The following is a 24,482-nucleotide window of genomic DNA, read 5'->3' on the forward strand; positions in this document are numbered from 1 at the left end:
CGACGTGAGCCAGTACGTGTCCAGGCTTGCCGGCACCCTGGTGTCACCACCCCGGCTCCGGATTCCCGGCCATCCCCGCAAACCGCGGCGCGTCGCCATGCTCAGCGTCCACACCTCCCCGCTGCACCAGCCGGGGACGGGCGACGCGGGCGGCATGAACGTCTACATCGTCGAGCTGGCCAAGCGCCTCGCGGCCATCAACGTCGAGGTCGAGATCTTCACGCGCTCGACCATCGGCGGGCTTCCCCCGAGTGTCGAGCTGGCGCCGGGCGTGCTCGTACGGCACGTGGACGCCGGTCCGTACGAAGGGCTGGCCAAGGAGGAGCTGCCCGCGCAGCTGTGCGCGTTCACGCACGGTGTGATGCAGGCATGGGCGGGCCAGCACGCCGGCTACTACGACCTCGTCCACTCCCACTACTGGCTCTCCGGCCACGTCGGCTGGCTCGCCGCCGAGCGCTGGCGTACGCCCCTCGTCCACGCCATGCACACCATGGCCAAGGTCAAGAACGCCGCGCTCGCCGAAGGGGACACCCCCGAGCCGGCGGGCCGTGTCATCGGCGAGACGCAGATCGTGCGCGCCGCCGACCGGCTGATCGCGAACACCTCGGAGGAGGCCGACGAACTCGTCCGCTTCTACGAGGCCGCTCCCGGCAAGGTCGCGGTCGTCCACCCCGGCGTGAACCTGGATCTCTTCCGCCCCGCTGACGGCCGGGCGGCGGCGCGCGCCCGGCTCGGGCTGCCGCAGGACGCGTTCGTCCCGCTCTTCGCCGGCCGTATCCAGCCGCTCAAGGCGCCCGACGTCCTGCTGCGCGCCGTGGCCGTCCTGCTGGACCGCGATCCCACTCTCCGTAGGAGGCTGGTCGTTCCGGTCGTGGGCGGCCCGAGCGGCAGCGGTCTGGCGAGGCCGGAGGGGCTGCACAAGCTCGCGGCCAGGCTCGGTATCGCCGATGTCGTACGGTTCTGTCCGCCGGTCGGCCAGGAGACGCTCGCCGACTGGTTCCGCGCGGCGTCCGTGCTGGTCATGCCGTCGTACAGCGAGTCCTTCGGCCTGGTCGCCATCGAGGCGCAGGCGACGGGGACCCCGGTGGTCGCGGCCGCGGTGGGCGGCCTTCCGGTCGCGGTACGGGGCGGGAAGACCGGCTTTCTGATCCCCGGGCACGAGCCGGAGGCGTACGCCCAGGCGCTCGCCCGCTACATCGACCGGCCCGAGCTGGTGGAGCGGATGGGGGAGGCGGCCTCCCGGCACGCCCAGTCCTTCGGCTGGGACACGGCGGCGTCGGCGACGGCGGACGTCTACACGGCCGCGATGCATGATCACCACGGTCGCGTACGCTCGGATCATGGCTGACGAAGCGCGAGCCGACGCGACCGGAAGCACCGACGCGACCGGAAGTAACGCGAGCGGAAGCTCCGACGTAAGCACTGATACGAGCGGAAGCAACGCGAGCCGGAGCACCGACGAGACCGCCCGAGCCACCCGCCTCGTCGAGCGCGGCCTGAAGTCCGCGGCCCTCGACTCCGGCCTGGCGTGGGAGAGTCCCGAGCCGGGCTCCTTCGCCGTCACGCTCCCCGGCACCCGCAAGCTCTCCACGACCTGCTCCCTGCGCGTCGGCCGGCACTCCCTCTCCGTCAACGCCTTTGTGGTCCGTCACCCGGACGAGAATGAGCAGGGCGTCCACCGCTGGCTGCTGGAGCGCAACCTCAAGCTGTACGGGGTGGCGTACGCGGTCGACCGGCTCGGCGACATCTACCTCTCCGGCAGGCTGCCGCTCTCCGCCGTCACCGAAGACGAGGTGGACCGGTTGCTCGGGTCCGTACTCGAAGAGGCCGACGGCTCCTTCAACACGCTGCTGGAGCTGGGGTTCGCGAGCGCGATCCGCAAGGAGTACGCGTGGCGGGTGTCGCGTGGTGAGTCTACGAGGAATCTCGACGCCTTCGCGCATCTGACGCGGGAGCCGAGCCCGCCCCGGCCGACCGGCTGAGTCTCCCCCGCCCCGGATCCGGCCATACCCGCATTCGGTCCTCCCGGGGTCGCCCGTCGGCCCGTGCCCGCCCAGGATCGTCCTGACAGCGACAGCACACGGGCCGGACATACGGGACGGGCTGATGGACCACGACGCGGAGCACCGTGACCACCGGGAGCGCCCTGCGGAGCACTCCGGGCGTGCGGAGCACTCCGGACGTCTGGACCGCCGGCATTTTCTGGGGGCCGCCGCGGCAGGGGCCGCCGGCATCGCCATGGGGGCGGCGGCCGGCTGTGACTCCTCGGCCCCCGGGGGCCAGGAGGCCGCGCCCGAGCGCACCGGTGCCGGTGCCGACTCGACGGACGCCGCTGCCGCGGCCGAGCGGGCGCTGCCCGGCAGTCCCGACTGGCGCATCCGGTCCGTGGGGCCGCCCGACGCGATCGAGGGGTACACCGACAAGGTGAGCGTGGAGCCGGGCGACGAGTTCGGGCTGTGCGTCTCGACCACCGCACGCGGCTTCCGGGTCTCGGCCTACCGGGTCGGCTGGTACGGCGGCGCCCAGGCCCGGCTGGTCTGGCGCTCCGGCCGGGTGGCGGGCCGCGTCCAGCGCGACCCGCGCCTGGACACCTTCACCGACACTGTGCGGGCGGACTGGGAACGTACCCTCGCCGTCCGCGCCGACGGCTGGCCCGAGGGCGCGTATCTGCTGCGGCTGGACGCCGAGAACGCACACCAGCGGTATGTTCCGCTGATCGTCCGCTCGGCGAGTGCCACCGGCCGGACGGTACTGATGCACGCGCCCGCGACCTGGCAGGCGTACAACCTGTGGGGCGGCTACTCCCTCTACGAGGGCAAGGACGGCGCGTACGGAACCCGTTCGCTGGCCGTCAGCTTCGACCGGCCGTACGACAAGAACGGGGCCGAGAAGTTCCTGGTCTACGAACGCGCGGTCGTGGTCCTCGCCGAACGCCTCGGCATCCCGCTGGCGTACACGACCGGCGTGGACGTCCATCTCGCCCCGTCGTCGCTGCGCGGCGCCTCGTCGGTGGTCTCGCTCGGGCACGACGAGTACTGGACCCCCGAGCAGCGGAAGCATGTCACCCGGGCCCGCGACACCGGCACCAACGTGGTCTTTCTCGGTGCCAACACCTGCTACCGCCGGATCCGGCTGGAACGGGAGAACGGCAAGGGGCCCATCCGTACGGTCGTCTGCTTCAAGTCCGACTTCCAGAACGATCCGCATCTCGTCGAGCACCGCACCATGGTGACCACCGACTTCCGGGCGCCCCCGGCCGCCGACCCGGAGTCCTCCCTGACCGGCGTCCTGTACGAGGGTTTCCCCACGGACGCCCCCTACGTCGTCCACGGCGCGGACCACTGGATCTTCGAGGGGACCGGAGTGAAGGGCGGCGACTCCTTCGACCACCTGGTCGGCGTGGAGTACGACCGGGTGACCCCGGGGCAGCCCACGCCGTCGCCGCTGGAGATCGTCGCCCACTCCCCGCTGGTCTGCAAAGGCAACGACAGCCACGCGGACTCCGTGTACTACACCGTTCCCAGCGGCGCGGGCGTCTTCGCCTCCGGGACGATGCGCTGGGTCGAAGGCCTCATGGCGGGGACCCGGGAGAACGGCCGCAACCACGGGATGGACGCGCGGACCGGCGCCTTCGTCACGCGCACGACGGAGAACGTGTTCCGTGCCTTCGCGGCGGGCCCGGCCGGGCGGAGCAAGCCGGCGCCGAAGGACAACGTACGGAGCGTGTACGGGCACGAGGCGACGGAGAACGGGTCCCCGACGCCGGTGACTTGAGCTGTCTCACAGCCGTTCGGGCGCCTCGCTCGGCACGACGCGCTCCGCGACGGGTGCCTCGTGCTCCGCCACAGGGTTCGCCGCCGGATTCTCCGTCAGTTGTCCCTCGCGGTCCCCCGACCCCAGCCCCCTCATCAGCAGCCAGTACCCGCCCGCCGCCACCGTCCCCAGCACCGCACACGCGGACCACAGCCAGTCGGCGCCGTAGTGGTCGATCAGGAAGCCGGACATCAGCGGCGCGATCAGCCCGGCCACCGACCACGACATCGTGTACATGCCCTGGTAGCGGCCGCGCCCGTGGACCGGTGACAGCCGGACCACGAGGCTCGTCTGCGTCGGGGCGTTGATGATCTCCGCCATGGTCCACACGGACACCGCCAGCGCGTAGACCCCCAGCGACCCCGCGAAGGCCGTCAGCCCGAAGCCGTACCCCGCGAGCGCCGAGGAGAGGATCAACAGCCCACGGGTGTCCCGGTGTTCGATGAACCGGGTGACCGGGATCTGGAGCGCCACGATCAGCACACCGTTGAACGCGATGATCATCCCGAAGTCGGAGCTGCTGAACCCGTCCGCGCCCATCGCGACCGGCAGCCCCACGAACCCCTGCTGGAAGATCAGCGCCACGATGAACGACAGCACCACCACGCTCATGAAGCGGCCGTCCCGCAGGACCGTCCGCATCCCGGTCTCCGGCCCGCTCTTCCCGTCCGCCTCGGCGCGTTCGGGCCGGGACTCGGGCAGCTTGAGGAAGATCACCACGGCGCAGGCCAGCGTCATCGCCGCCTCTCCGAGGAATCCGGCGAGATAGCTGAACTCGGCGATGAAGCCCGCCGCGACCGACGAGATCGCGAACCCCATGTTGATCGCCCAGTAGTTGAGCGAGAAGGCGCGCACCCGGTCCTCGGGCTTCACGATGTCCGCCATCATCGCCTGGACGGCTGGGCGTGAGGCGTTGGAGGTCATGCCGACGAGGAACGCGACGGCGGCGATGGCCGCGGGGTCCTGCATGAAGCCGAGCAGCGCCACCGAAGCGGCCGTCGACAACTGCGCGATCAGCAGCGTGGGCCGCCGCCCGAGCCGGTCGGTGAGCACGCCCGCGCCGACGGAGGAGATGACTCCTCCGAGTCCGTGGAGCGAGGCGACGAGACCGGCGTACGACGCCGAGTAGCCGCGCTCCAGGGTGAGATACAGCACCATGAAGGTGGCCACGAAGGCGCCGAGCCGGTTGACCAGCGTGCTCGTCCACAGCCACCAGAACTCCCGGGGCAGCCCCGAGACGCTCTTTCTGATGCTCTCGCCCGTGGCGCGTCTCAGTCCGGCTATGGACATGCGTCGTTCCCCCCGAGGGACGGCGGCCGGTCCGTGCGGACCGGCACTGGCGGAGTAAGTGGCCGAGTGGTCAACCGCAACTTACGTACGGGCGTCGCGGAGCCGCCAGTCAATTGACGGCAGGCGTCAATCGGGCCCGTTCGATTAGGCTCGGGCCCATGGCCGACGCACCGTACAAGTTGATCCTCCTCCGCCACGGCGAGAGCGAATGGAACGCGAAGAACCTGTTCACCGGCTGGGTGGACGTGAACCTCACGGAAAAGGGCGAGAAGGAGGCCGTGCGCGGCGGTGAGCTGCTGAAGGACGCCGGTCTGCTGCCCGACGTCCTGCACACCTCGCTGCAGAGGCGCGCGATCCGCACCGCCACGCTGGCGTTGGAGTCCGCCGACCGCTCCTGGATCCCCGTCCGCCGCTCCTGGCGCCTGAACGAGCGGCACTACGGCGCGCTCCAGGGCAAGGACAAGGCGCAGACGCTCGCGGAGTTCGGCGAGGAGCAGTTCATGCTCTGGCGCCGCTCGTACGACACCCCGCCGCCGGAGCTGGCGGACGGCACCGAGTTCTCGCAGAGCGACGACCCGCGCTACGCGACGATCCCGCCGGAGCTGCGCCCGCGCACCGAGTGCCTGAAGGACGTCGTGGTCCGCATGCTGCCGTACTGGTACGACGGCATCGTCCCGGACCTGCTGACGGGCCGTACGGTTCTGGTCGCCGCCCACGGAAACAGCCTGCGCGCGCTGGTGAAGCACCTGGACGGCATCTCGGACGCGGACATCGCCGGCCTCAACATCCCCACGGGCATCCCGCTCTCCTACGACCTGGACGCGGACTTCCGCCCCCTGAAGCCGCGCGGCACCTACCTGGACCCGGACGCGGCGGCGGCGGCGATCGAGGCTGTGAAGAACCAGGGCAAGAAGAAGTAGCCTTCTTAGAAAGGCACTTGGGGTCATATGTTGCAGGGCCCGGTCCGGGTGGAGGTTCCACCACCGGACCGGGCCCTGGTCCGTCAGCCGCAGCTGCCCCCGCAGGCGCACGGTCCGCCCGACTGGCAGCCGCAGCCGCAGCCCGAGCCGCAGCCGCAGGCGCCGAGGATCGGCAGCCGCGCCCGTTCGAGAGGCGCTTCCTGCTGGGTTTCGGTCATGGGGGACTCGGCCATGGTTTCCTCCTCGAAGGCGTGCATGGGAGTACGGGGTGGCGTCCACGCCCATTGCAACCCCACCGTGGCGGGCGCATCAACGGCGCATGCGCGCAGGCGCCGGCCAGTACCACCCCGATACGCCCCCTGCGCCCCCAGGGCCGAAACCTCCCCGGGCCGACAGAACGGGCCCGGCCGTCAGGCTCCCTCGACCGGTGCCTCCGCCTGCTGGATCTCGTCCGCGTGCTCACCCGTCACCAGGTACACCACGCGCTTGGCCACCGACACCGCGTGGTCCGCGAACCGCTCGTAGTAGCGGCCCAGCAGCGTCACGTCCACGGCCGTCTCGATGCCGTGCTTCCACCGGTCGTCCATCAGGTGCTGGAACAGCGTGCGGTGCAGCAGGTCCATCTCGTCGTCGTCCTGCTCCAGCTGGAGCGCCAGGTCGACGTCCTTGGTGATGATGACCTCGGCCGCCTTCGCCATCAGCCGCTGCGCGAGCTGCCCCATCTCCAGGATGGTCGCGTGCAGGTCGTGCGGCACGGCGTGGACCGGGAAGCGGAGCCGCGCCAGCTTGGCGACGTGCTGCGCCAGGTCGCCCGAGCGCTCCAGGTCCGCGCTCATCCGCAGCGACGTGACCACGATCCGCAGATCGGTGGCGACCGGCTGCTGCCGCGCCAGCAGTGCGATGGCCCTGGCCTCCAGGTCGTGCTGGAGGTCGTCGACCTTCTGGTCGGCGGCGATCACGCTCTCGGCGAGCTTCAGATCCGCGTCCAGCATGGACGTGGTGGCGCGCCCGATCGCCGACCCGACCAGCCGGGCCATCTCGACCAGGTCCTCGCCGATCGAGTCAAGTTCCTCGTGGTACGCGTCCCGCATGGGTGTCCCTCTCTGGATTCTCGTGCTGGTGGTCCGGGGTGTCCGAGTACGTGTGCCGACCCCCGGACGGCGCCGTCCTCGTCACACGGACCGCCAGGGGCAGGGAGTTTCGAGCCCCCTACAGTGCCACGCTCGGCCCGCGAGGAGTCCGGCTGCTCCCTCCCAAGTGAACCGGCACTTTCCCCACAGTGAACTCTGGGCGACGAGTGTTCCAGGAGACACCGGTACGGCTGGGAGAGTGTCGCCCACCGCGCATAACCTGGCTGCATGGACGTGAACGCGGCAGTCGCCGCATTGGCAGCGATCGCCGGGGCATGTACCGGCGTGATCGCCATGCTGGCGTTCCGCTGGAGCGAGCGCGACCAGGCCAGGCCCACCCGTAGCTCACTGCATACGGAGGCCGGTCTTCCGCCCGGCGTCGACACCGTCCTCTCCGTTCTCCGCTCCTCCGCCGTCGTCCTCGACGAGAGCGACTCGGTGGTCAAGGCCAGCTCGGCCGCGTATGCGCTGGGCCTGGTCAGGGGCGGCAAACTGGCCGTCGACCCGATGCTGCACATGGCGCGCGACACCCGCCGTGACGGTGAGATACGTCAGGTGGAGCTGGATCTGCCCAGGCGCGGCACCGGCCGCGGCGAGGCCCTGGCCGTCTCGGCCCGGGTGGCACCGCTCGGCTCCCGTCTCGTCCTGCTCCTGGTCGAGGACCTCACGGAGGCGCGCAGGATCGAAGCGGTCCGGCGTGACTTCGTGGCGAATGTCAGCCATGAGCTCAAGACCCCCACCGGGGCGCTCTCCCTGCTCTCCGAAGCTGTCATGGACGCTTCGGACGACCCCGAGGCGGTCACCCGCTTCGCCGGCCGTATGCAGATCGAGGCGACCCGGCTCACCAATCTCGTACAGGAACTCATCGACCTCTCGCGGGTGCAGAACGACGACCCGCTGGAGGACGCCGAACCAGTACGCGTGGACGAACTGGTCGCCGAGGCCATCGACAGGTCCCGGCATGCCGCGTCCACGAAGCAGATCACCATGGCTGCCGGCGGCGCCGCCGATCTGCGAGTCTGGGGTAACCGCGGCCAGCTGGCCGCCGCCCTCGGCAACCTCGTCGAGAACGCCGTCAACTACTCCCCGGCCCGCACACGTGTGGGCGTCTCGGCCCGGCATGTGTCCGCGCCCGGCGGGGATCTGATCGAGATAGCCGTCACCGACCAGGGGATCGGCATCTCCGAGAAAGACCGGGAGCGGGTCTTCGAGCGGTTCTACCGCGTCGATCCCGCCCGCTCCCGAGCCACCGGTGGTACGGGCCTCGGCCTGGCCATCGTCAAACACGTGGCCGCCTCGCACGGCGGGGAGGTCACGATGTGGAGCTCCGAAGGCCAGGGCTCCACCTTCACCCTGAGGCTCCCCGAGGCGGGCGCCGGACGGGACCGCACACCCACCGGCCCGGACGATGTCGCCCAGCGCCGCTTTCACGACGTCAACGATCTTGACCAATCGACTGAGATCCCTGCCCCGGAGGTCCTTCCGTGACCCGAGTGCTCGTCGTCGAGGATGAGGAATCCTTCAGCGACGCCCTTTCCTACATGCTCCGCAAGGAAGGCTTCGAGGTCGCGATCGCGACCACCGGGCCCGCGGGGCTCGACGAGTTCGAACGCAACGGCGCCGATCTCGTCCTCCTCGACCTGATGCTGCCCGGTCTGCCCGGCACCGAGGTGTGCCGGCAGCTGCGCGGCAAGTCCAATGTCCCGGTGATCATGGTGACCGCCAAGGACAGCGAGATCGACAAGGTCGTCGGCCTGGAAATAGGAGCCGACGACTATGTGACCAAGCCCTTCTCCTCGCGGGAGCTGGTGGCGCGTATCCGCGCCGTTCTGCGCCGCAGGGGCGAACCGGAGGAGGTCGCGCCGGCCGCCCTGGAGGCGGGGCCGGTCCGGATGGACGTGGACCGTCACGTCGTGACGGTCTCCGGCGGCAAGGTCGACCTGCCGCTGAAGGAGTTCGACCTCCTGGAGATGCTGCTGCGCAACGCGGGCCGTGTGCTGACCCGTATGCAGCTCATCGACCGGGTGTGGGGCGCGGACTACGTGGGGGACACCAAGACCCTCGACGTCCACGTCAAGCGGCTGCGCGCCAAGATCGAGCCCGATCCGGGGGCGCCCCGGTATCTGGTGACGGTGCGCGGTCTCGGCTACAAGTTCGAGCCGTAAACCGCCCCGAACCCGAGCAGGGCCCCGCTTTCGCCCGCGTCCTTCGCGGGATTGAGCGCGGGTCCAGATGTCGCGTGCGCGCGGAGCGGTAGTGCGTACGGCTTCGTGTGTACGAGGGCGCCGCACCGGAATGCTCCGGTGCGGCGCTCTTACGCGTACGGCTGCCGGTCCCGGGACTGCCGGTCCGGGAACGCCGCTCGTCAGTTCTCGGTGTTCGCCGACGCGGACGCGGACGCGGCGTCCGTCGGCGTCTCTTCTTCCTGCTCGGTGCCCTCGTCCGCGCCTTCGACGGTGCCCTCATCGGCGCTGCCGCCAGGCGCACCGGTCTCCTCGTCCGCGGGCGCACCGGACGCGCCGTCGGTGGACGCGCCCTCCGTGGACGCACCCTCGGTGGCGGTGCCGCCGGGCTGTTCCGACTCCCCGGCCGCCGGCGAAGGCGGCGCGCTCGGCCCGAAGTCGGTGAAGGGGCCGGTCGCCGGCACGACGAAGGCATCGAGCGCGACGTCGCCGGTGTCGCTGAACTGGAAGACGACCCGCTGGGCGTCGCCGTTGCGTGCCTGCTCGTCGCCGCTCTCGATCACGGCCGAGGCATTGCCCTCGCCGCCGATCAGGACCGAGCCGCCGCCGGGCACGGTGAGCGGACCCTTGCCCTTCGCCGGGGTGATCTTCACCGTGGCACCGCTGTCCGGCAGCGTGATCGCGTCGAGCGTCTGCTGGGTGCGGCCGTTGTTGAAGACCTTCGCCGTGACGATGGCGGGGCCGTCGCCGGTGGCTTCCGGCTGGGTGACGACCGTGGCGTTCTGGACGGTGATGTCGCCGATCGAGGTCGCGGCGTTGTCAGGTCGGACGCCGAGCGTCTGCGCCTCGATGCCGGCACCGCACGCGGCGAGCGAGGCGATCGAGAACGCGATGGCAGACGCGGCGAGGGTGCCGCGTCGAAGGCTGCGGCTCACGGCGGCGGCAACTCCTTGGACGTACGGACAGGCTAATGACGGATCAACGATGGTTCAGCGGGCCCAGGTTACCGAGCCCCCCTCACGCCCTCGCACCCGACCCGCCCTCAACGGCGCCCGGCACACGGCGGTCCCGCCGCCCGTCCTTCTCGGCGGAGTACGGAGCGGACCGCGCGGCGGAGTACGGAGGGGAGCACGGAAGTGAGTGTCGGGGACATGTTTAGTACGCCGTTCACATAAGTCCGGTGATCAATTCCCCGACCCGACACACATTCCTTACGAATTGCGCCCGACGGCTTCGGAATCCCATGCCATACGCGGCGCGATACGCCACTTCATACCCGGCCCGATACGTCGCAGGCGAGGGCCCGGGTGATCGAATTCGGATTGGGTTCGCACTTCCGTCCGTACGCGTGACCGACATCCGAACGGAGTATGGGAAGTTCCGCCCTTGGAACCAGACAAATGGTGACGTTTACCCCCTCAGGGTGGGGGTTCCGGTGGTGGAACGTGCGTGTTTCCGACCGGCTTCGCAGCCGCTCCCACCTGCGAATACCCGCTTCCGGAAGCCGCTCGCAGCACGTTCCTATTGCTGTTGTCAAGCCCCGAGAACCGTCCTGACCTGCGAAAACGCCATTCAGAAGAAGCCGTTCCCGTGTTACCCTGGATAGCCACGGAAGGGGTACCTGTCACATGACGTTCAAGGTTGGCGACACCGTGGTCTATCCCCATCACGGGGCCGCGCTGATCGAGGCTATCGAAACTCGCCAGATCAAAGGCGTGGACAAGACCTATTTGGTGCTCAAGGTCGCCCAGGGCGACCTGACGGTTCGTGTCCCCGCGGACAATGCGGAGTTCGTCGGAGTACGCGATGTGGTCGGTCAGGATGGGCTGGACCGGGTCTTCGAGGTGCTGAGGGCGCCGTACGCAGAAGAGCCGACGAACTGGTCCCGGCGCTACAAGGCAAATCTTGAGAAGCTCGCCTCCGGCGATGTCATCAAGGTCGCCGAAGTGGTCCGTGACCTCTGGCGTCGGGAACGAGAGCGTGGACTCTCCGCAGGTGAGAAGCGCATGCTCGCCAAGGCGCGCCAGATTCTGGTGAGCGAGCTCGCTCTCGCGGAGAACACGAACGAGGACAAGGCCGAGGCCCTGCTCGACGAGGTTCTCGCGTCCTGACCGGGGCCTGACCCGGACGTCCCGGCTGTTCCACACGGTCGATGTGCGCGACAGCGCGCACCTGCCCCGATCAGCAGCCGGGCGTGAACAGGACTGTGCACGACAAGGTCGTACGACAACGTCCATGCACGAATGCCGCGGTGCCCGCTGACCAGCAGTGATTTCTCATGTTGCGTCGCCGGGCACTGCGGCATGTCCGGGGATCACACGGGTGGAATCTTTGTCAGGAGCCTGTCCGGGGCCTGATCCAGCGGCTTCCACCGGGCCCTAGGATCTACTCTCGGCTGTGACACCCCGTCACACCAACCGAATTTCCCGCAGTTCCCGTGTCCGCATTCGCATCCGGCACACACGCCTGTACCGGTTCCTGGTGTGCCGGGCCCGGGGCAGCTGGCGCAGCTGGTCTCAACCAGTGTCACGGAAGGGTCCGGTCAAGGTGCCGCGCCCGGCACGCTTGAGGCCATACCCATGTCGGCCGAGGAAACAAACCTGCCGGAGTGCAACCGATGTCAGACGAATCGAGCCGACACCGCACCGCCGCCGTGATCCCCGCGGCGGGCCGTGGCATACGGCTCGGCCCCGGCGCCCCCAAGGCGCTGCGCGCCCTCGGGGGCACCCCGATGCTGGTCCACGCGGTCCGGGCCATGGCGGCGTCCCGCGCGGTCTCCCTCGTGGTCCTGGTGGCCCCGCCGGAGGACACCGCGGCGGTGCGGCTGCTCCTCGACGAGCACTCGCTGCCCACCCGTACGGATTACCTCGTCGTGCCCGGCGGCGGGACCCGCCAGGAGTCCGTACGGCTCGGCGTGGAGGCCCTGCCGGACGACATCACGACCGTTCTCGTCCACGACGCCGCCCGGCCGCTCGTGCCGGTCGACACCGTGGACGCGGTGGTCGACGCCGTACGGGCCGGCGCGCCCGCCGTCGTACCGGCCCTGCCGCTCGCGGACACCGTCAAAGAGGTGGAGCCCGGCGAGCGGGACCAGCCCGAGCCCGTCGTGGCCACGCCCGAGCGCGCCCGGCTGCGCGCCGTACAGACCCCGCAGGGCTTCGACCGCGAGACGCTCGTACGCGCGCATCTGACCGTCCCCCTGGCCGGCCAGGGCGCGACGGACGACGCGGGGCTCGTCGAGCGGCTCGGTGAGCCCGTCGTGGTCGTGCCCGGCCACGAGGAGGCATTCAAGGTGACCCGGCCGCTGGACCTGCTGCTCGCCGAGGCCGTACTCGCCCGCAGGAGGGCCAACGATGGATTCTGAGTCCGCCTCCCGGCCGGGGGCCGCGCCGTCGGCGGGTCAGTTGCCTGCCGGGCTGCCGCTGATCGGCATCGGTACGGATGTGCACGCCTTCGAGGCCGGGCGTGAGCTGTGGTGCGCCGGTCTGCTGTGGGAAGGACCCGAGAACGACGGCTACGGCCTCGCCGGGCACTCCGACGGCGACGTCGCCGCCCACGCCGCCTGCGACGCGCTGTTCTCCGCGGCGGGCGCCGGCGACCTCGGCGCCCACTTCGGGACCTCGCGGCCCGAGTGGTCGGGCGCCTCCGGCGTCACGCTCCTCAAGGAGGCGGCCAGGATCGTCCGCGCGGAAGGTTTCGTCATCGGCAACGTCGCCGTCCAGGTCATCGGCGTACGGCCGAAGATCGGCAAGCGGCGCGCGGAGGCGATGAAGGCGCTGTCGGAGGCCGTCGGCGCGCCCGTCTCCGTGTCCGGCACGACCACCGACGGGCTCGGGCTGACCGGGCGCGGCGAGGGCCTGGCGGCGATCGCCACGGCGCTGCTGGTCCGCGCGGGCTGACGCGCCGGGTGACCCGGGCCGCGCGCCGATCGGGCGACACGGCGACCCGGGCCGCGTGCCGACCGGACAACGGGGCCCGAAATACCGTGGGACCGGGCCCGGTTGACGAGACATCGCCGGGTCCGCGTCCCCGTACCGCAGTGGCCCCCTCCGTAGGAAGGCATCACCCATGGCACCCGCCCTTCTCTCCGACGAGCTCAAGAAGCTTCTCGACGGCCCCGTCTTCGTCGCCATCGCCACCATCCAGCCCGACGGCAGCCCCCAGGTCTCGCCGGTATGGGTGAAGCGTGACGGCGACGACATCCTCGTCTCGACCGCCGTCGGCCGCCGCAAGGCGGAGAACCTGCGCCGCGACCCGAGGGTGACCGTCATGTTCCAGCCCTTCGACGCCCCGTACGCGTACGCGGAGATCCGCGGCTCGGCCACCCTCACCACGGAGGGCGGACAGGAGCTCATCGACGAGCTGTCGGTGAAGTACACCGGCAAGCCCTACGCCGAGTTCAACCCCGAGGGGGCGCGGGAGGGACAGCGGGTCGTCATCCGGATCACGCCCCGCAAGGTCGTCGGCCGCATCTGACGCCACCGAGCCAGGGCCTGTCCCCGGCGCCACGCCGCTGTCCGATGACGGACAGCACCCGGGCCGGCGCCTGCCGGCGCTCCGACCACCTATGACGAGGGTCGTCCGGCGCGCACAACGTCACGCTTCGGTGTCCCGTGGCCCCAAGGGGCCCGGGGCACTGCCTCCGGAGCACTACCCTTGTTCCGTGACCATTCGGCTGTACGACACCGGCGCCCGGCAGATCCGTGACTTCTCCCCGCTCGTCGCGGGCTGTGTCTCGATCTACCTCTGTGGCGCCACCGTGCAGGCCGCCCCGCACATCGGGCACATCAGGTCGGGGCTCAACTTCGACATCCTGCGGCGCTGGTTCGCCTACCGGGGCTACGACGTGACCTTCGTACGGAACGTCACGGACATCGACGACAAGATCATCGCCAAGTCGGCCGCCCAGGACCGCCCCTGGTGGGCGATCGGATACGAGAACGAGCGCGCCTTCAACAGCGGTTACGACGTCCTCGGCTGCCTGCCGCCCACCTACGAGCCGCGCGCCACCGGCCACATCCCCGAGATGATCGAGATGATGCGCGGCCTCATCGAGCGCGGCCACGCGTACGCGAGCGAAGGCAACGTCTACTTCGACGTGCGGTCCTTCCCCGAGTACCTCCAGCTCTCCAACCAGGACATCGACGATCTGCGCCAGCCGTCCGCCGAGGGCGAGACCGGCAAGCGCGACCAGCGCGACTTCGCCATGTGGAAGGCCGCCAAGCCCGGTGAGCCCTTCTGGGAGACCCCGTGGGGCCCCGGCAGGCCCGGCTGGCACCTGGAGTGCTCCGCCATGGCGCACAAGTACCTCGGCAGCGCCTTCGACATCCACGGCGGCGGCCTCGACCTGGTCTTCCCGCACCACGAGAACGAGATCGCGCAGGCCAAGGCGTACGGCGACGACTTCGCCCGGTACTGGGTGCACAACGCCTGGGTCACCATGAGCGGCGAGAAGATGTCGAAGTCGCTCGGCAACTCGGTGCTCGTGAGCGAGATGGTCAAGCACTGGCGGCCCATCGTCCTGCGCTACTACCTGGGCACCCCGCACTACCGGTCGATGATCGAGTACAGCGAAGAGGCCCTGCGCGAGGCCGAGTCCGCCTTCGGGCGGATCGAGGGCTTCGTCCAGCGCGCCACCGAGCTGGCCGGCCACACCGTCGCGCCGGCCCACGAGGTGCCGCCCGCCTTCGCCGAGGCGATGGACGACGACCTGGGTGTCCCGGGGGCCCTCGCGATCATCCACACCACGGTCCGCCAGGGGAACTCGGCGCTCGGCGCCGACGACAAGGAAGGCGCGGTCGCCCGGCTCGCCGAGGTCCGCGCGATGCTCGGTGTTCTCGGTCTGGACCCGCTGGACGCACACTGGACGGGAGCGGGCGCGGGCGAGGACGGCCTTGATGGGCAGGTCAACACCCTGAACGGCGTCGTCGACCACCTCGTACGGCTGGTGCTCGACCAGCGCGAGGCCGCGCGCGGCCGCAAGGACTGGGCCACCGCCGACGCCATCCGCGACCAGCTCCAGCAGTCGGGCCTGGCCATCGAGGACAGCCCGACGGGCCCGCGGTGGACACTGGGCCCGCGCTGAGCGGGACCGACGCCGCGACCTCCTGAAGAGGCGGAGCCGCGGCAAGCCGAAGGGCCCTGACCGGGGCCCCGATTGTGCTGTCCGGCCGCCGGACGGCACACTCGCGTGAACGAAGTGAAGCTCTCGTTCTCATTTCGGACTTCTCACGAACCGACGAAAGCAACGAAACAGGTAGGTCATGGCCGGGAACAGCCAACGCAGGAACCGCCGCACGTCCAACAAGAAGGGCGCGCAGGTCGGCAGCGGTGGCAAGCGACGCCGCGGCCTGGAGGGCAAGGGCCCCACGCCGCCCGCGTCCGCCCGCAAGGGGCATGTGCAGAACCGTGTCGCCAACTCCAAGGCCAAACTGACCGCCCGCCGCCAGGTCGCCCGCCGGGGCGGCAAGGGCACCAGCGAGATGGTCGTCGGCCGCAACTCGGTCTTCGAGGCGCTGCGCGACGGCGTACCGGCGACGATGCTCTACGTACAGCAGTACATCGAGAACGACGAGCGCGTGCGCGAGGCCCTTCAGCTCGCCGCCGACCGCGGTGGCATCCACCTGATGGAAGCCCCTCGGCCCGAGCTCGACCGTATGACGAACGGCCTCAACCACCAGGGCCTGGTGCTCCAGGTCCCGCCGTACGAGTACGCGCACCCCGACGACCTGGCCGCAGCCGCCTTCGACGACGGCGAGGACCCGCTGATCGTCGCGCTCGACGGCATCACCGACCCGCGCAACCTCGGCGCCGTCGTCCGCTCCGTCACCGCCTTCGGCGGTCACGGTGTCGTCGTGCCCGAGCGGCGCGCCGCCGGGATGACGGCCGGCGCGTGGAAGACCTCGGCCGGCACCGCCGCCCGTACGCCGGTCGCCCGCGCCACCAACTTGACGCGGGCGCTGGAGAGTTACCGGAAGGCGGGCCTGACGATCGTGGGTCTCGCCGCCGACGGCGACACCGAGGTCGGCGACCTTCCGGCGCTCGGCGGACCGGTCGTGATCGTGGTCGGCAGCGAGGGCAAGGGCCTGTCCCGGCTGGTCGGCGAGACCTGCGACTTCTTGGTGCGGATCCCGATGCCGGGCGGCGCCGAATCGCTGAACGCGGGTGTCGCGACCGGCGTGGTGCTGTACGAGGCGGCGCGCCGCCGCTCCTGAGCGGGCCCAGCGGTCGGGCCGGGCCCAGCGGTCGGGGGCCGGGCGTGCGCCCCGCGCGGGGTGGTCGTACGGGCGGGTGGTCGGGCGGCCCGGTGTGGGCCGGATGGCCCGGTCTTCGTACGAATGTCCCTATCTCGCCACTCTTGACGGGTCTCGGACATTTATCGGCCGTCAAAGCAGTGTCCTAAACACAAGTCACTCGGTTAGATGAGTGTGGACACCAGAAAGCCCCGGCCCGGGTTCGACGAACAGCCCCCGCTGAGCATGGTCAAGGTGGACTGCGATCCCGCGCAGGTCATCGTGAACCACGCCAGCTTTCGGGTGAAACTCTCACCGAGCCGGCGCCCCAGCCCCGCACGCGCCACGCCGGACACCGCGCGGATTCCCGCGATGAGCGGCGGCGGAGGCGCGGCACGCCGCCGGGCTCCCGTCGTCTGGAGCGGCAGGTCGGAACCGGGCGACCTCGGAGCCACCGGGCTCCTCCAGGCCGTACGGAACTCCTCGGCGTCGGCGACCGGCGCGAGCCTCGGCGAGACGCCGGGCCGCTCCCACGACCAGGGGGCCGCCGGATCCACCCAGGTCATCCCGCGGATCGACCTGGGCGACGACACCATGCCCACCCCTCGCGTGCCCCGCCACGGCGGCGGCCCCGACACGCCCCTGCTGCCTCCCATGCGGCGGGCCGTGGGCGCGTACGACATCCCGCAGCACGACACCTTCGGCGACACGGTCGACCTGTACGGCGCGGGCGGCGCACGCCACCGGGGCGAGCACGACGACCGTGACGACCGCGAGTACGAGCGCGACTTCGGCCGCGAGGGGCGCGACGGCCGCGACGGCCGCGGCGCGCGTGACGGCTTCGACGTCCGCGACTACGACGACCCGCGCGGACAGCGCCACGACATCTCCGGCGCGCAGGCCGCCGACGCCGCCGTACGGCACGCCTACTACCCAGGCCGGCGCATGAACCTCGGAGTGGTGCTCCTGCCGCTCCGGGTCTTCCTCGGCCTCATCTCCATCTACGCCGGCATGGGCAAGCTCTGCGACCCCGTCTACTTCGACGGCGGCGAGCGCGGCTCCATGGTCACCTGGCTCACCTCGCTCCAGCCGTGGGCCCTCGCCGAACCGCTGCGCGACTTCGCCCTCTCGCACCCCGTCGGCGCCGGACTCAGCGTCGCGTTCCTCCAGGTCGTCGCCGGTGTCCTCACCGTCCTCGGCCTCTGGCAGCGGCTCGCGGCCTCTTTCGGGGCGCTGCTCTCGGCCGCGCTGATCCTCACCGTCAGCTGGCGCACCGTCCCCGCGTACGACGCGCCCGACATCATCTACCTGGCCGCCTGGTCCCCGCTGATCATCGCGGGCGCCCCCGTCTACTCGGTGGACGGACGCCTCGCCGGTGAGGCCTGGCGCAAGCTCGGCCCGCGCACCCACCTCAGGGACCTGCGGCGCCGTGTCCTGCGGCGCGGCGCGCTCGTCGCGACCGTCGTGATCGGCCTGACGCTGCTCGTCGGCTCGATCCTCGGCGGAGCCGTACGGTCCACGGAGATGGTGACCGTGCCGGGACCGAACAACCCGGTCAACCAGCTGCCCGGATCGCCCCTGCCGCAGAAGTCCGGCAAGAGCAGCGCGTCCGGCTCGCCCACCGGCGAGGCCCGGCCGAACGGCGGCAGCGCGTCCCCGACGGCCGGCCAGACCAGCGGCCCCGCGGCCGAGCAGTCGGCGCCCGGCGATGAGCCGACGGCCGGCAGTCCGGGCAGGACCGGCACGGGCGGGCAGCCCAGCCAGTCCCAGGGCACCGGCCAGGCGCCCCCGCAGACCTCGCAGCAGGCACCCCCGCCGTCCAGCAGCCAGGGTCCCGCCGCGAGCAGCGGCTCGACGGGCGGGGCCGGCTCGGGCAGTGGCTCGACGGGTGGCGGCGACGGCGGTGGCACCACGGGCGGCGGCGACGGCTCGTCCACCGGCGGCGGTGGTGGCGCCAGGAACCCGATCGGCGGCCTGCTGGGCTGACGCGGCGGCGCGGCACGTGTACGAGGGCGGCCACCCGGCAGGACCGGGTGGCCGCCCTCGTACGTGCGCTGTGTGCCCGTCTGCGGGCCTGGGAGGTCCGGTACGACCAAAGGGCGTGCGGGCCCCTGGAAAGGGCGCCCAGGCCCTTGGGGAAGCTCTCAGCCGGCGTCAACGCGCCGCGGCGGCCAGCTCCTTGGCGGCCTCGGTGAGGTCCTTGGCGGTGTCGATGGCACGCCAGTACGCGCCCTGCGGCAGCGGGAAGCCCGCCAGCCGCCGCTCACGCGCCAGCCGGGGAAACGTCGTCCGCTCGTGGTCGCCGCGGTCGGGCAGCAGACTCGCGAACGCCGAAGAGAACACGTACACACCGGCGTTGATCAGATACGGCGACGGCGGCGACTCGATGAAGTCCAGTACATGGCCGAACTCGTCGGTCTCCACGGCCCCCCAGGGGATCCGCGGCCGGGCGAGGGCCAGCGTCGCGACGGCATCGCGCTCGGCGTGGAACGCGGCCATCTCGCGCAGCGAGAAACGCGTCCAGATGTCGCCGTTGGTGGCGTACCAGGGAAGACCGGGATCGGGCAGCCGGGCGGCGGCGTACTTGAGGCCACCGCCGCGCCCCAGAGGTTCGTTCTCCACCACGGTCGTGACACGCAGCGGGAGTTCCGACGAGTCCAGCCACTTCTGGAGGACATCGGCGAGATGGCCGCACGAGATCACGGCGTCCGTGACGCCCTCGGCGGCCAGCCAGGCGAGTTGGTGGCCGATGATCGGGGTCCCCGTCCCGGGGATCTCGACCATCGGCTTGGGACGGTCGTCGGTGTACGGGCGCAGTCGCGACCCCTGGCCGCCCGCGAGGATCACGGCCTGCGTCGGATACGTATGCATGCCGTGAACGATAGGCGGGCCGGTCGGGGATGCGGCGCTCAGTGCCCCGCGGTCTGCTGGGAGACCCCGTAGGCGAACGAGGTGTCGCAGACGGGGCGGGAGAACGACTGCGCGCGCGTGGGGCCGTAGTGCGCGACGGCGGCCCTGCCGAGCGCGCGGGCCAGCGACATGCAGTGCTTGGCGAGCGACGGGCGCTCCTCGATCTGGCGCTGGAGGTGGGTAAGGGCGATGCCCGGGTCCTTCTCCTGAAGCTCCACGAGCAGCTTGTCGCGGAGAACGTCCTGCGGAGCACGGGACTTGGCGCGTACGGAGGCCTTGTCCGATGAGGCGGTGAGGATCTGCGCCTCGGAGTTCTTCGCCGCCCACGGGACGGTCGCGACCGCCAGGGTTCCGGAGAGTACGAGGACGACGGGCAGTACGAGGGCGAGAGTTCGGCCGATTCGGCGGGCTGTGTGGGTCACGCAGGCGAGCGTAGCGGTCAGTGATGATTTGGCGACATTTAGTCACCCGTGCGAGGGATGGTTCGACAGGGCTTTTCGAATCGGGTGTTGACGCACGCGATTCGAAATGTCCCGTGTGCCGGGGTATTTGGGCGTCCGGGCGCCGAAAGACAAACGGCCCCGCACCGAAGTGCGGGGCCGTTAGTACGTTCTTACGGTCGGGTCACCGTCAGTCGCTGAGGCGCTCGCCCGTGGACGACGCGAACACGTGCGTCTCGCCCGGACGCGGCACGACGTGCAGCTTGGCGCCCTTCTCGGGAACGGCACGGCCGTTGACGCGGACCACCAGGTCCTTGTGCTCGCCGCCGACCTGCGCGTCGCCGTAGACGTAACCGTCGGCGCCCAGCTCCTCGACGACGTTGACGGTGACGGCCAGACCGGCCGGCGCGTCGTCGGTGTCCTTGGACAGCGACTTCGCGGCGTCGCCGCCGCCCTGCTCCACGATGTCGAAGTGCTCCGGGCGGACACCGACGGTGACGGTGCTGTCACCACGGTCGGCCGCGGCGGAGAGCGCCTCGCGCGAGACGGGGACGACGCTGTTGCCGAACTTCACGCCGCCGTCGGTGATCGGGACCTCAACCAGGTTCATGGCCGGGGAGCCGATGAAGCCGGCGACGAAGAGGTTGGCGGGACGGTCGTACATGTTGCGCGGCGAGTCCACCTGCTGGAGCAGACCGTCCTTGAGGACGGCGACCCGGTCGCCCATGGTCATGGCCTCAACCTGGTCGTGCGTGACGTACACCGTCGTGATGCCCAGGCGGCGCTGGAGCGAGGCGATCTGCGTACGGGTCGACACACGGAGCTTGGCGTCGAGGTTCGACAGCGGCTCGTCCATGAGGAACACCTGCGGCTCACGCACGATCGCGCGCCCCATCGCCACACGCTGGCGCTGACCACCTGAGAGCGCCTTGGGCTTGCGGTCCAGGTAGTCGGTGAGGTCGAGGATCTTCGCGGCCTCCTCGACCTTCTTACGGATGTCGGCCTTGTTGACGCCGGCGATCTTCAGCGCGAAGCCCATGTTGTCGGCGACGGACATGTGCGGGTAGAGCGCGTAGTTCTGGAACACCATCGCGATGTCCCGGTCCTTGGGCGGCAGATGCGTGACGTCGCGCTCACCGATGCGGATGGATCCGCCGTTGACGTCCTCAAGACCCGCGAGCATCCGCAGGGAGGTCGACTTGCCGCAACCGGAGGGCCCGACGAGTACGAGGAACTCGCCGTCCGCGACGTCGAGCTGGAGCTGGTCGACAGCGGGCTTGGTGGAACCCGGGTACACACGGGTCGCCTTGTCGAACGAGACAGTGGCCATGGTGATGTGGTCCCTTCACCGGCAGGAACGTGCCGGACGATCCGAGTAAAGGAATGGCTCCCCCGCCGTAGGACGGAGGATGGGTCTAGTCCACCTGGATGAACTTGAGGTGACGGTACCCCCCGTTTCAAGATCTGTCAGTAGCTGGGCCCCACGAAATTCCCGCCTGACCTGTGATCCCCGCCGGTTATAGTTTCCCCACAGGCCTCCTTAGCTCAGCTGGCCAGAGCAACGCACTTGTAATGCGTAGGTCGTCGGTTCGAATCCGACAGGGGGCTCAACGAAACCCCAGGTCATGTAGGTCGTGACCTGGGGTTTTCTGGTGTCCGGGGTGTGACGCAACCGGCGGTTGCGGTGCCGGGGAAGGGCTTGCGTGAGCGATGCGTGAGCGGAGGGTCGTCGGGACCTACTCCCCGGGCTTCTTCCGCTTCGTCTTCTTCTTGCCTCTGGCCTGGGCCTTCTTGGCGCGCCGGGCCTTCCTCCGGGCTTTCTCCTCCTTGCGGGAGGCTTCCTCGGCCTCGGCCTTGCGCTGGAGGGGGACCAGCTTGGCGGTGGCTTCGGCGGCGTGCTTGCCGACGTGGGGCAGAACGCTCTGGTAGATGTCGCGCGTGATGCGGGTGTCGCTGTGGCCGAGGGTGTCGGACACGATTTTGATGTCGATGCCGGCGGCGAGCATGAGGGTGGCGGCGCCGTGGTGGAGGTCGTGCAGCCGGATCGGGGGGAGGCCGGAGGCTGCGACGAGTCGTTCGAAGAGGTCGGTGACCTTGCCGGGGTGAAGCCAGGAGCCGTCTTCCTGGGTGAAAAGGAGGCCGGTCTCGACCCAGACTGATCCCCATTCCGCGCGGTCGGCCTTCTGCTGCTTGCGGTGCTGTTCCAGGACGCCGGCGGTGTCGTCGTCCAGGGCTACGACGCGGAAGCCGCTGTCGGTCTTCGGTTCGGACGCCTCGACATCCCACCCGTCCTGGACGAGTTGGCTGGAGACGGTGAGGGTGTGCCGGTCGAGGTTGGTCTCCGACCAGGGCTGGCCGCACGCCTCGCCGCGGCGAAGGCCGCGGAAGGCGATGAGGTGCCACATGGCATAGAGCCGGTCTGCGGCGACGAAGTCGAGGAAGGCGCCGGTCTGTTCGGGTGTCCAGACCATGACGGGGGAGGGCTTCTCGCCGGTCTGCTGCCACCGGGCAACCCGTTCGTCCGTCCATACCAGGGCCTTCGGCTTGCGGACGGGGTCGATCTCCACATGGGCGGCCGGGTTGAACGTGATGATCTGCTGGCCGATCGCGTCGTTCAGGGCGGCGCGGAGCGTGGCCTTGATGTGCTGGCGCGTGGAGGGCCCGGTGATGCGGCGGAAGCCCGGCATCGCGTCGATCGCCGTCTTCATTGCCTTGCGGCGTGCCCGGCTCTCCGCGCCTTTCCATGGCACGGTCGCCAGTTCCTCGACTGCCGCCCGCCGTTGGGCGTTCTGCTCCACGATGTCGACGTTGGCGTCGGTGATGGCGGTGAACATCTCGCTGAGGTGGCTCACGCGCAGCCGGTCGAGACGCCGGGGCCCGAGGTGGGGCTTGAGGTGGACGCGGACGTCGGTCTCGTAGCGGCTGATGCCCGATTTCCGGATGCGCTTGCCCGCGAGCCACCGGTCCAGCCACTCGGCCACGGTGAGGCTGCCGACGAGGTCCTGTCCGGCGTTGAGGCGCCGCCGTGTCTCCTCCACCTCGGGGAGGGGCAGCTTGTCGCGGCTGACGTCGGACAGCATCTCCGCGATGAGGTGGATGCCCTCGGGGTCGTCCGCGTCGGCGAGGCCGAGAAGCGCGCGGACGTGGTCGAGGTCGGCTTGCGCGGCCTTGAGGGTGTCGTAGCCGGCGCGGTTGAAGGAGCGGCGGGTGCCGTCTTTGCGGGGTGGGAGTTCCTGGCGTATGGAGTAGGAGCCGTGCTTGCGGCTGGTGAGTTTGGGGCACTTTTTGCCCAGTGGTCTGCCGGTCTTGGGGTCGCGGCAGTAGCAGCGGCGGTGGGTGGAGCCCTTCAAAGGCGGTCCTCCGGTCTCCGGTTGGTGCTGTTCATGGTTTCGGGGATGTCGACGTCGGCCAGTGCGGGCGGGAGGTCGGGCGGGGTGGCCCCGTCGTCGCGGAGGTCGCGGCGGAGGTAGCGCAGCGTGTACTTGGCGGAGATGGCCTGATCTCCGTACGTGGACCGTCTGCGTTCGGCTTCTTCCTTCTCGGCACGGCTCGTTGCCGTCTTGGCCGCGAACCGGGCCTGTTCTTCTTCTTCGAGCGCGGCGATGGCGGTGTGGACGAGGCTGGTGTGGGCTTCGAAGTCGGGCACCAGCCCCGCGTCGTAGTCGCGAACGTCTTCCTCGCCGGTGAAGCGCCGCAGGGCGTCCCAGGTGGGCACGAGGGACTGGAAGGGCAGTTCCTGGGTCTCTTCGACGTAGCCGACGGGGAAGATCAGGCAGCCCGGGTACGTCTTGAGGGCGGCGGCCAGGACCATGACGTCGACCAGCGGAAGGCTCGCGCGGCGTCCGGATTCCATGTTGGCGATCACGTTGCGCGGGATGGGATGGCCCAGCCGCTCGCACTCGTCGGCCAGTTCCTGCGCGCTCCACCTCATTTCCTTTCTCCTGCGCCGGACTTCGCCGGCCACGTTCGCCTGGACGCGGTCCACCCATTCCGGGAAGTCGTCCTCATCAGCATCCACACCGCGTTGTGTCATGAGGACACATTAACTTGAGGATCCTTATTGGTGTCGCCTGGAGCCGGACGTGATTGCCGCGTTCGCCGAGGGCTGTACCGAGAAGGGGCGCACCGTATGCGCGAAGACGCGGCCGACGGCCGGATGAAGGGTTCGAAGGGGATGAGCCGGGAGGAGCTGCTCGCTCTGCCGGTGGCTGTTGACCTGGATACGGGCAACCGTGCTCTGGGGCTCGGCCGGAGCAAGGGGTACGAGCTGGCGAAGCGGGGCGAGTACCCGTGCAAGGTGCTGCGGCTGGGCAAGGCGTACCGGGTGGTGACGGCGGATCTGCTGGGTCTGCTGGGGCTGGCGGCGTGAAGGGGCGGCAACGTAGCAGACGGTTCTGCGTTGAGCTGACACAGAAACGCTGGACTGTTGCCGGGCGTGGACGTACGGTCCGTGTTCCCTCGGGAGACGGAGTGGCCCTCCGGCGCGGCAACGCCCAAGGCCACCGCAGCCCCGAGCGGTCCGTGAGTCAACCCGGCGGCAAGGGCGTGAAGGCCCGCCACCGCC

At 70.2% G+C, this 24,482-nt stretch carries 23 protein-coding genes and 1 tRNA gene; 15 read left to right on the forward strand and 9 right to left on the reverse strand.

Features of this window, described 5'->3' with window-relative positions; translation table 11 throughout:
- Positions 1-4 precede the first annotated feature (4 nt).
- From mshA to OIE74_RS21085, 3 genes are all read left to right on the forward strand, one after another.
- Positions 5-1,348: a D-inositol-3-phosphate glycosyltransferase gene (gene mshA, locus OIE74_RS21075; RefSeq protein WP_329385964.1), complete on the forward strand. Its 1,344-nt coding sequence runs from the start codon at positions 5-7 to the stop codon at positions 1,346-1,348.
- Complete coding sequence (locus tag OIE74_RS21080) at positions 1,341-1,982, forward strand: YbjN domain-containing protein (protein WP_329385966.1); 642 nt, start codon at positions 1,341-1,343, stop codon at positions 1,980-1,982. The genes mshA and OIE74_RS21080 overlap by 8 nt, the downstream gene beginning before the upstream one ends.
- Before the next feature lie 124 nt (positions 1,983-2,106).
- Positions 2,107-3,774 (forward strand): N,N-dimethylformamidase beta subunit family domain-containing protein, encoded by a 1,668-nt coding sequence (locus OIE74_RS21085; RefSeq protein WP_329385968.1) that lies wholly within the window; start codon positions 2,107-2,109, stop codon positions 3,772-3,774.
- Positions 3,775-3,780: 6 nt separating this feature from the next.
- On the opposite strand, the gene OIE74_RS21090 is transcribed toward OIE74_RS21085, so the two are convergent.
- Entirely contained in the window at positions 3,781-5,103 is a 1,323-nt protein-coding gene (locus OIE74_RS21090) for an MDR family MFS transporter (protein WP_329385970.1), read from the reverse strand.
- Between the two features lie 158 nt (positions 5,104-5,261).
- Between OIE74_RS21090 and OIE74_RS21095 the strand changes: the two genes are divergently transcribed.
- Entirely contained in the window at positions 5,262-6,023 is a 762-nt protein-coding gene (locus OIE74_RS21095) for a phosphoglyceromutase (protein ID WP_329385972.1), read from the forward strand.
- 83 nt (positions 6,024-6,106) lie between these two features.
- Here the strand turns inward: OIE74_RS21095 and OIE74_RS21100 are convergent, their stop codons facing one another.
- Both OIE74_RS21100 and phoU read right to left on the reverse strand, forming a co-directional pair.
- Positions 6,107-6,256, reverse strand: a complete 150-nt coding sequence (locus OIE74_RS21100) for a hypothetical protein (protein WP_329385974.1) — start codon at positions 6,254-6,256, stop codon at positions 6,107-6,109.
- Between the two features lie 177 nt (positions 6,257-6,433).
- Positions 6,434-7,114 (reverse strand): phosphate signaling complex protein PhoU, encoded by a 681-nt coding sequence (gene phoU, locus OIE74_RS21105; RefSeq protein ID WP_329385976.1) that lies wholly within the window; start codon positions 7,112-7,114, stop codon positions 6,434-6,436.
- 267 nt (positions 7,115-7,381) lie between these two features.
- Here phoU and OIE74_RS21110 point away from each other — a divergent pair, with 267 nt between their 5' ends.
- The gene (locus OIE74_RS21110; protein WP_329385978.1) at positions 7,382-8,641 is read left to right on the forward strand and encodes a sensor histidine kinase; all 1,260 of its coding nucleotides are present in this window, start codon (positions 7,382-7,384) and stop codon (positions 8,639-8,641) included.
- Complete coding sequence (locus OIE74_RS21115; protein ID WP_189110519.1) at positions 8,638-9,318, forward strand: response regulator transcription factor; 681 nt, start codon at positions 8,638-8,640, stop codon at positions 9,316-9,318. Before OIE74_RS21110 ends, OIE74_RS21115 begins: the two co-directional genes overlap by 4 nt.
- A 200-nt stretch (positions 9,319-9,518) precedes the next feature.
- Here OIE74_RS21115 and OIE74_RS21120 read toward each other — a convergent pair whose 3' ends face one another.
- A complete protein-coding gene (locus OIE74_RS21120) occupies positions 9,519-10,271 on the reverse strand; it encodes a DUF461 domain-containing protein (RefSeq protein ID WP_329385982.1) in 753 nt (250 codons plus the stop codon).
- A 693-nt stretch (positions 10,272-10,964) separates the two neighbouring features.
- On the opposite strand from OIE74_RS21120, the gene OIE74_RS21125 reads away from it, so the two are divergent.
- The 7 genes from OIE74_RS21125 to OIE74_RS21155 all read left to right on the forward strand — a co-directional run bounded on the left by OIE74_RS21125 (position 10,965) and on the right by OIE74_RS21155 (position 18,554).
- The gene (locus OIE74_RS21125) at positions 10,965-11,447 is read left to right on the forward strand and encodes a CarD family transcriptional regulator (protein ID WP_003953493.1); all 483 of its coding nucleotides are present in this window, start codon (positions 10,965-10,967) and stop codon (positions 11,445-11,447) included.
- Positions 11,448-11,953: 506 nt separating this feature from the next.
- On the forward strand, positions 11,954-12,700 hold the full coding sequence (ispD, locus tag OIE74_RS21130; protein ID WP_329385984.1) for a 2-C-methyl-D-erythritol 4-phosphate cytidylyltransferase: 747 nt from the start codon (positions 11,954-11,956) through the stop codon (positions 12,698-12,700).
- On the forward strand, positions 12,690-13,235 hold the full coding sequence (gene ispF / locus OIE74_RS21135; protein ID WP_329385986.1) for a 2-C-methyl-D-erythritol 2,4-cyclodiphosphate synthase: 546 nt from the start codon (positions 12,690-12,692) through the stop codon (positions 13,233-13,235). The genes ispD and ispF overlap by 11 nt, the downstream gene beginning before the upstream one ends.
- 169 nt (positions 13,236-13,404) lie before the next feature.
- Positions 13,405-13,812 carry a PPOX class F420-dependent oxidoreductase gene (locus tag OIE74_RS21140; RefSeq protein ID WP_329385988.1) on the forward strand — a complete coding sequence of 136 codons (408 nt, stop codon included), beginning with the start codon at positions 13,405-13,407 and terminating at the stop codon, positions 13,810-13,812.
- A 187-nt stretch (positions 13,813-13,999) separates the two neighbouring features.
- The gene (cysS, locus tag OIE74_RS21145; RefSeq protein WP_329385990.1) at positions 14,000-15,421 is read left to right on the forward strand and encodes a cysteine--tRNA ligase; all 1,422 of its coding nucleotides are present in this window, start codon (positions 14,000-14,002) and stop codon (positions 15,419-15,421) included.
- 178 nt (positions 15,422-15,599) lie between these two features.
- A complete protein-coding gene (gene rlmB / locus OIE74_RS21150) occupies positions 15,600-16,550 on the forward strand; it encodes a 23S rRNA (guanosine(2251)-2'-O)-methyltransferase RlmB (protein ID WP_329385992.1) in 951 nt (316 codons plus the stop codon).
- A gap of 207 nt (positions 16,551-16,757) precedes the next feature.
- On the forward strand, positions 16,758-18,554 hold the full coding sequence (locus OIE74_RS21155; protein WP_329385993.1) for a DoxX family protein: 1,797 nt from the start codon (positions 16,758-16,760) through the stop codon (positions 18,552-18,554).
- 168 nt (positions 18,555-18,722) lie between these two features.
- Here the strand turns inward: OIE74_RS21155 and OIE74_RS21160 are convergent, their stop codons facing one another.
- From OIE74_RS21160 to OIE74_RS21170, 3 genes are all read right to left on the reverse strand, one after another.
- Positions 18,723-19,439, reverse strand: a complete 717-nt coding sequence (locus OIE74_RS21160; RefSeq protein ID WP_329385994.1) for a nucleotidyltransferase family protein — start codon at positions 19,437-19,439, stop codon at positions 18,723-18,725.
- Between the two features lie 38 nt (positions 19,440-19,477).
- Positions 19,478-19,900: a hypothetical protein gene (locus OIE74_RS21165; RefSeq protein WP_078076561.1), complete on the reverse strand. Its 423-nt coding sequence runs from the start codon at positions 19,898-19,900 to the stop codon at positions 19,478-19,480.
- A gap of 208 nt (positions 19,901-20,108) precedes the next feature.
- Complete coding sequence (locus OIE74_RS21170; protein ID WP_329385996.1) at positions 20,109-21,248, reverse strand: ABC transporter ATP-binding protein; 1,140 nt, start codon at positions 21,246-21,248, stop codon at positions 20,109-20,111.
- Positions 21,249-21,452: 204 nt separating this feature from the next.
- Here OIE74_RS21170 and OIE74_RS21175 point away from each other — a divergent pair.
- Positions 21,453-21,526 (forward strand) — tRNA-Thr (locus OIE74_RS21175).
- A gap of 128 nt (positions 21,527-21,654) precedes the next feature.
- Here OIE74_RS21175 and OIE74_RS21180 read toward each other — a convergent pair.
- Entirely contained in the window at positions 21,655-23,268 is a 1,614-nt protein-coding gene (locus OIE74_RS21180; RefSeq protein ID WP_329385998.1) for a tyrosine-type recombinase/integrase, read from the reverse strand.
- The gene (locus OIE74_RS21185) at positions 23,265-23,936 is read right to left on the reverse strand and encodes a helix-turn-helix domain-containing protein (protein ID WP_329386000.1); all 672 of its coding nucleotides are present in this window, start codon (positions 23,934-23,936) and stop codon (positions 23,265-23,267) included. The genes OIE74_RS21180 and OIE74_RS21185 overlap by 4 nt, the downstream gene beginning before the upstream one ends.
- A gap of 111 nt (positions 23,937-24,047) precedes the next feature.
- On the opposite strand from OIE74_RS21185, the gene OIE74_RS21190 reads away from it, so the two are divergent.
- Positions 24,048-24,287 carry a hypothetical protein gene (locus tag OIE74_RS21190; RefSeq protein WP_329386002.1) on the forward strand — a complete coding sequence of 80 codons (240 nt, stop codon included), beginning with the start codon at positions 24,048-24,050 and terminating at the stop codon, positions 24,285-24,287.
- Positions 24,288-24,482 lie beyond the last annotated feature (195 nt).

The organism is Streptomyces sp. NBC_01716, from assembly GCF_036248275.1.
Classification (GTDB): Bacteria; Actinomycetota; Actinomycetes; order Streptomycetales; family Streptomycetaceae; genus Streptomyces.

Excerpts from the sequence above, each read along its gene's own strand:
- OIE74_RS21170 (WP_329385996.1), bottom strand. The coding sequence starts at position 21,248 with ATGGCCACTGTCTCGTTCGACAAGGCGACCCGTGTGTACCCGGGTTCC.
- OIE74_RS21085 (WP_329385968.1), top strand. The coding sequence starts at position 2,107 with ATGGACCACGACGCGGAGCACCGTGACCACCGGGAGCGCCCTGCGGAG.
- phoU (WP_329385976.1), bottom strand. The coding sequence starts at position 7,114 with ATGCGGGACGCGTACCACGAGGAACTTGACTCGATCGGCGAGGACCTG.
- OIE74_RS21140 (WP_329385988.1), top strand. The coding sequence starts at position 13,405 with ATGGCACCCGCCCTTCTCTCCGACGAGCTCAAGAAGCTTCTCGACGGC.
- rlmB (WP_329385992.1), top strand. The coding sequence starts at position 15,600 with ATGGCCGGGAACAGCCAACGCAGGAACCGCCGCACGTCCAACAAGAAG.
- OIE74_RS21095 (WP_329385972.1), top strand. The coding sequence starts at position 5,262 with ATGGCCGACGCACCGTACAAGTTGATCCTCCTCCGCCACGGCGAGAGC.
- OIE74_RS21160 (WP_329385994.1), bottom strand. The coding sequence starts at position 19,439 with ATGCATACGTATCCGACGCAGGCCGTGATCCTCGCGGGCGGCCAGGGG.
- OIE74_RS21110 (WP_329385978.1), top strand. The coding sequence starts at position 7,382 with ATGGACGTGAACGCGGCAGTCGCCGCATTGGCAGCGATCGCCGGGGCA.
- OIE74_RS21090 (WP_329385970.1), bottom strand. The coding sequence starts at position 5,103 with ATGTCCATAGCCGGACTGAGACGCGCCACGGGCGAGAGCATCAGAAAG.
- OIE74_RS21100 (WP_329385974.1), bottom strand. The coding sequence starts at position 6,256 with ATGGCCGAGTCCCCCATGACCGAAACCCAGCAGGAAGCGCCTCTCGAA.
- OIE74_RS21190 (WP_329386002.1), top strand. The coding sequence starts at position 24,048 with ATGCGCGAAGACGCGGCCGACGGCCGGATGAAGGGTTCGAAGGGGATG.
- OIE74_RS21125 (WP_003953493.1), top strand. The coding sequence starts at position 10,965 with ATGACGTTCAAGGTTGGCGACACCGTGGTCTATCCCCATCACGGGGCC.
- OIE74_RS21155 (WP_329385993.1), top strand. The coding sequence starts at position 16,758 with ATGAGTGTGGACACCAGAAAGCCCCGGCCCGGGTTCGACGAACAGCCC.
- ispF (WP_329385986.1), top strand. The coding sequence starts at position 12,690 with ATGGATTCTGAGTCCGCCTCCCGGCCGGGGGCCGCGCCGTCGGCGGGT.
- ispD (WP_329385984.1), top strand. The coding sequence starts at position 11,954 with ATGTCAGACGAATCGAGCCGACACCGCACCGCCGCCGTGATCCCCGCG.
- OIE74_RS21080 (WP_329385966.1), top strand. The coding sequence starts at position 1,341 with ATGGCTGACGAAGCGCGAGCCGACGCGACCGGAAGCACCGACGCGACC.